This window comes from Bacillus sp. LR_5 (assembly GCF_042709275.1).
In genome coordinates this window covers 1-970 of record NZ_JAVAXX010000635.1, presented here as the reverse complement: position 1 = coordinate 970, position 970 = coordinate 1, and the positions used below count along the sequence as shown (strand labels likewise).

Sequence of the window (970 nt, the reverse complement as noted above, 5' to 3'; positions counted from 1 at the left end):
AGCTTCAGCAAGGTGAGTCGGGTTAGACATCGGCATGATAACCGGACGGTCTACGTGAGATGCCATTTCTTTTACAATTTCCTCTGTGAATGCACCTGAAACCCCAGAAGTACCAATCAAGATCGTTGGTTTCGCTTGACGAACAACTTCATCGAATGGAATTTGACCTTTTTCATCGCGCTTCCAGTCTTTCACTTCATCCGCATTGCGAAGGTAAGGTTTTTGGAAATCAAGGATGCCTTCGATGTCTTCAGTCAGCAAGCCTCTGTAATCAAGTGTGTAGAAACGTTTGTTAGCTTCTTCTTCAGATAATCCGGCTAGCACCATTGTGTCACGGATTTGGTCAGCAATACCGATACCAGCAGAACCAGCACCGAAGATAACAACACGCTGATCTTTAATAGAAGCGCCGGTTTTCTTCATAGCGGCAAGCACACCAGCAAGTGTAATCGCGCCAGTACCTTGAATATCATCATTAAATGTCAGGATTTCATGATTGTATTTCTTCATGATATTGCGTGCATTTTTGTTGCCAAGGTCTTCCCAGTGAAGAAGCGCTTTAGGGAAGAATTTCAATGCAGCTTTTACATAAGCGTCAATGAAAGCTTCGTAGCGTTCACCTTGAACACGTTCATGCTTGTTACCAATATATAAAGGATCGTTTAGAAGTTTTTCGTTGTTCGTACCGACATCAAGCACAACCGGGATAACACGGCTAGGGTCAATACCAGCTGCAGCAGTGTAAACAGCTAATTTACCGATTGCGATATTAATACCGCCTACACCCCAGTCACCGATACCGAGAATGCTTTCAGAGTCAGTAGCAACGATAAGATCAATATCGCCTGCTGTCGCGTGAAGGTTTTCAAACGCTTTTTCAATACCGTCAATGTTGTCGATTGACAAGTAGATTCCTTGAGGTCTTCTATATTCATGGCTGTACTCCTGAATCGCTTCACCAACTGTTGGC

At 43.8% G+C, this 970-nt stretch carries 1 pseudogene; it reads right to left on the bottom strand.

The annotated features are described in order from the left end of the window. Positions 1-970: pseudogene (gene malS, locus RAC86_RS39130) on the bottom strand (oxaloacetate-decarboxylating malate dehydrogenase); the annotation flags it as partial.